We start from the raw sequence: 4,572 nt of genomic DNA, 5'->3' as shown, positions 1-4,572 counted from the left end.
CCCGTCTCGTAGCCGTAGCCCGAGAAGTGGATGATGATGTTCCCCTGGGCGAAGACGGCAGGGGCTCCCAGGGCGAGAGCGGCGGCGGCGATGCTTGCCATCATGAGCGATTTCTTCAAAGGACGACCTCCCGAGTTGAGATGCCCGAGAGCCAGCTTGAGGAGTGGGTGGACGAGGTTCGATCGCTGGCCCGATGTCAGTCCCGACAGTCGCGCGTCCCCTCACACAGCGATCCCAAACCGACGGCGGTGCGCGGAGCCACGCGCTCGATACATACCCAGAATCAGCTCGCGGTGCATGCAGAGCTGATTATACCGAGAGGCGGACCGCTTCACAACCGGTTTCGCGGGGGCCGGGCCGGCTCTTGTCCGATATCATCTTCCCCCCTGCGGATTGTGACATTGGCGTCTGAAAGGGCCGGGGCGGGTCCGCCTTTCGGCTTGACAGGGCCGAAGCCCGGATCCTAGATGATCCTGGGGTCGCCGCCGCGCCGAGGCCGTCCGGAGTGGGAATTCACCGCATGTCACCGCCAATCAAGCGGACCGCCTTCGGCAGCGCCCTGGCGCTGCTCCTGTCCGGCTGGGCGCCCCTCGGCTTGGCCGCGCCGGCATTCGTCACCGGCCCCTTCTATGCCCGGGCCTTCTCGCCCAACGGCGACGGGAGCCGCGACAGCTGCCCGATCGAGTTCCTCGCCACGGGCGCCAGCGCGCCCCTGGACCTCATCCAGCTGGGAATCTATGCGGATACGGCAGTGCCCCCGCATCCGGACAGCCTGCGCGCGGCGCCGCCGCCGCTCAGCCTGGAGACCCAGGGGCTGCGCACGCAGGCCGAATACCTCTGGCAGGGGCGGGCTGGCGACGACGGCCCCGGCCAGGCGCTCCTGCCGGACGGCTTCTATTATCTGCACATCCTGCTGCGGGAGGGGGCGGACAGCCTCTGGCTGGCAACCCCCATCCAGCTCGAGCTGAACACGGCCGGCCCGACGCTGGCGGCCCTGGCGCTGGAGCCCTCGCCATTCTTTACACCCTTGCAAGACGGGGCCTCGCCGCTGCTCCAGCTGCTCTTCTCCTCGGCGGACTTCGACACCTTGACGGACGGGGCCTCGGCCAGCGTCCACCGCGCCGACGGCGCCGGCGGCTGGCTGGAGGTCGCCGAGCTCGAGCGCGATCCCGACTACTTCGACGTCGCCGGCGGCCTCGGGCGCTTCCGCCTGCTCTGGGACGGGCGCGACGCGCAGGAACTGATCGTCGACGGCAGCTATCGCCTCCGGCTGACCCTCGGCGACGACGCGGGCAACCCAGCGGTCACCGGGAGCGCCGACTGCAACCTGGACGCCCGCGCGCCGACGATCGGCCTCGTCGACTTCGGCGGCCCCGTCGCCGGCGGCCAGTCCTTCATCCTGCATCCCGACTCGCTGCCGGATTCGCTGGTCGTGCAGGTGAGCGACCGCAATGGGGTGGCCCTGTGCGTCGGCTTTCGCGACGCTGCCGCGCTCTCGAGTGAAGACAGCCGCCTCCTGCCGCAGTCGAGCCCGGAGGCGCAGTTCATCTCCTTCCGGCTGCCCGAGGGCTGGGGAGAGGCTGGCGACCCACTCGACTCGCACCACTTCACCATCGACGCCATCGATCTGCCCGGCAATCGGAAGTCCGCCCTCGGCGGCCCCTTCAACCTCACGCTCACGCTCGACGGCGAGGCGCCGCCCGTGCCGACCCTCGATCCGATCGCGGGCGAGCACATCCAGCCCGTGGTGACCCTGAGCGGCCACTGCGCCGAGATCGCCGTCGGCATCGAGCTGGCGCAGGACGGAGTGCTGGCCGGCAGCGCGGTGACGGACATCGGCGGGCGCTTCTCGCTTCCCGTCGTGCTCAGTCCGGGCAGTCACGTCTGGACGGCGACCGCCGTCGACGCGGCCGGCAACCGCTCGGCGCCCTCGACCGGACTCGCGCTGCGCTACACGCCGGGCCCTGCGCTCGGCATCCCGGGCCGCCTGCGCGGCGAGGCCGACGAGACGATCCGCATCAACACCCGCGCCCCGGCCCGGTCGGTGAGCCTGCGCTTCTACACGCTCGAGGGCGAGCTGCTGCGGCAGCTCGACGCCCAGGGCGGGCCCGATCAGTTCAGCGCGCGCTGGGACCTGCGCGATGCGGGCGGCCGGGCCGTGATGGACGGCCTCTGCGTGCTGAACCTGGAGATCGTCTACGCCAGCGGCGAACGGGAGCATGAGCGAAAGGTGGTGGCGGTTGTCCGCTCTGCGCCCTAGGGCCCGGCGGCAGGCGCTGCCGCTCCTCGTCGCCCTGCTCTGCGCCTGCGCGGGGCCGGCCGCCGCGGAGTCGCCGGGCGGCAGCTTCCGCCTCTGGCCCGCCAGCGCGCGCGAGCTGGCGATGGCCGATGCGGCCACCCTGCTCGCGCCGGGCCTCGAGTCACTCGGCAGCCAACCGGCCTCCCTCGTCGGCATCGACCGCTGGGAGGCGGGACTCGGGCTCCAGCGGCCCCAGGAATTGACCGGCCTGGGCCTGGCGTCCCTGGCCTTCGGGGCGGCGACGGGCCGGCGCCTGCCGGGGCCGGGCGAGCGCACGCCGACCAGCCGGCAGGCGGTCGCCCTCGGCTTCCAGCAGCTCGGCGCCGAGCTGGCCGACGGCTCGGGCTGGGGCGAGTGGACGGCCGCGCTGGGCCTGGCCTGGAGCCCGCAGAGGTGGCTCTCCGTCGGCGCGCGCGGCGACTACAGTCGCGGCGGCAGCGAGGACGGCCGCGACGAAGGCAGCGCGCGGGCCCTCGCCCTGGGCCTGCGCGCCGTGGCCCTGCATCCCGCCCTCGAATTCGGCTGGGTCGCGAGCGACGTCCACCAGCGCTTCGCCTGGGACGCCGCGCCCGAGCAGCAGCGCCGGCGCGCCTCGAGCCAGACCTTCGCGCTCGCCGCGCGGCTGCCCGGCGCGCTGAGCGCCGAGTTGCAGGGCCGCTGGCGCTTCCGCAGTCTCGAGCGCGCGGCCCTCGGCCTGGAGTGGCAGCCGCTGGGGCCGACCCTCGCCCTGCGCGGGGGTCTGCTCGTCCACCGCCGGGTCGAGACGAGCTGGAGTCCTGCCTTCGGCGCCGGTTTCGCGCGCGGGGCCCTGCGCCTGGACTACGGCTTCCGCTTCGAGCGCGCGGAGGGGCCTGGCTCGCAGCACCGGCTCTCGCTGCGCTGGATCGGGGACGGGCGATGAAGGGTGCCTTCCCGCTGGCGCTCCTGCTCGCCGGGCTGATGGCGGCTCCCGCGGCGCCCGTGGCCGCGGCCGTCGCGGCGGCCCCGCCGCCGAGCCCGCCCGGCGGCAGCTTCCTCAGTGCCGGCGGCACGGCGGCCTGGCACTTCGACCGCGGCCGCGGCGGGAGAGGATTCGTCGCCGAAGCCCTCTTCCAGCCCGGCGCGGTGGGCCAGTTCTCCCGGGCGCTCGCCGAGCGGCGGCTCGGCCTCTCGCTGCGCTATCACCGGAGCGTGGTGCGCAAGCTCCTGCGCCTCCAGGGAGCCGAGCTCTGCCTGCGCCGCGCGCTCGGCGAGACGGGCCGCCCCTGGCAGCCCTTCGTCGAGCTGGGCATCGGCCAGGCGCAGGTGGACTTCGAGCGCGGCGGCAGCGACCGCAGCACCTGGACGGCCGTCCTGGCCGCCGGCGCGGAGCGCCAGCTGAGCGGGCGCTGGCTCGCGCAGGGGGCGCTCCAGCTGCGCAGCCTCGAGTACGCCGGCGAGAGCCTCACGCACGCCGCTCTCCTCATCACCATCGGCGGAAGGATCGACGCGTGAACGCCTATCGTCGGCGGCGCGATGGCCTGCCCTTCGGGGACAGCCCCTATCCCTGGACCCTGCGCCTCGTCACGCTCAACGTGCTCATCTTCGTGCTGCTGCTGGTCGCGAGGCACACGGGCTGGGGCCTCGCCCTCTTCAGCGAGCTGATCCTCGTGCCCGGCCAGGTGCTGCGCGGGCACGTCTGGCAGCTCTTCACCTACATGTTCCTGCACAGCCCCAGCCTTGAACGCTTCCTCTTCCTGCCCCTGCCCACGCACATCGTCTTCAACATGCTGATCCTCTGGATGATGGGGCGCGAGGTCGAGATGAGTCTGGGCGCGGGCGGCTTCCTGCGCCTGTACTTCATCTGCGGCGTGGTCGCCGGGCTCTGCAGCCTCTTCACGGGCAGCCCCGTGCTGGGCGCCTCGGGCGCCGTGCTCGGCATCCTCGCCGCCTACGGGCACCTGTTTCCGGACCGCGTCATCCTCGCCTTCTTCTTCATCCCGATGCAGGTGCGCTACTTCATCTGGGTGGTCGCGGCGATCGACCTGCTCGGCGCCGTCCAGGGCGGCGGCAGCATCGCCCATCTCGCCCACATCGGGGGGCTCTTCTCGGGGATGATCCTGATGCGGACCGGCTGGTACCGCCGCCGTTGGCTGGACCTCGGTGGCTGGCGGCGCCGGCGGGCGCTGCGCCAGCAGCGCGAACGCCATCGCCGCGTCGACGAGATCCTCGAGAAGGTCAGCCGCGAGGGGATCCACGCCCTCACGGCCGGCGAGCGCGAGTTCCTGGAGCGGGCCCGCCGGGACCGCTAGGCG

Annotated in this window: 4 protein-coding genes; all 4 read left to right on the top strand. The window is 72.9% G+C overall.

The features are described 5' to 3' along the window. Positions 1-520: 520 nt before the first annotated feature. Genes FJ251_13690 through FJ251_13675 form a run of 4 tightly spaced genes read left to right on the top strand, consistent with a single transcriptional unit; the run spans position 521 to position 4,569 of the window. A complete protein-coding gene (locus FJ251_13690) occupies positions 521-2,260 on the top strand; it encodes a hypothetical protein (GenBank protein MBM4118757.1) in 1,740 nt (579 codons plus the stop codon). After that, entirely contained in the window at positions 2,241-3,200 is a 960-nt protein-coding gene (locus tag FJ251_13685) for a hypothetical protein (protein ID MBM4118756.1), read from the top strand. Before FJ251_13690 ends, FJ251_13685 begins: the two co-directional genes overlap by 20 nt. Continuing rightward, entirely contained in the window at positions 3,197-3,772 is a 576-nt protein-coding gene (locus FJ251_13680; protein ID MBM4118755.1) for a hypothetical protein, read from the top strand. The genes FJ251_13685 and FJ251_13680 overlap by 4 nt, the downstream gene beginning before the upstream one ends. Then, the gene (locus FJ251_13675) at positions 3,769-4,569 is read left to right on the top strand and encodes a rhomboid family intramembrane serine protease (GenBank protein ID MBM4118754.1); all 801 of its coding nucleotides are present in this window, start codon (positions 3,769-3,771) and stop codon (positions 4,567-4,569) included. Before FJ251_13680 ends, FJ251_13675 begins: the two co-directional genes overlap by 4 nt. Positions 4,570-4,572 lie beyond the last annotated feature (3 nt).

The sequence above is a fragment of the bacterium genome, assembly GCA_016873475.1.
Lineage (GTDB): Bacteria > Krumholzibacteriota > Krumholzibacteriia > JACNKJ01 > JACNKJ01 > VGXI01.
Note: the sequence above shows the minus strand (reverse complement) of the source record. Positions and strands in the feature narration are given on the sequence as shown.

Bases quoted from the DNA above. Each gene is read 5' to 3' on its own strand.
- FJ251_13690 (MBM4118757.1), top strand. From the start codon at position 521: ATGTCACCGCCAATCAAGCGGACCGCCTTCGGCAGCGCCCTGGCGCTG.
- FJ251_13680 (MBM4118755.1), top strand. From the start codon at position 3,197: ATGAAGGGTGCCTTCCCGCTGGCGCTCCTGCTCGCCGGGCTGATGGCG.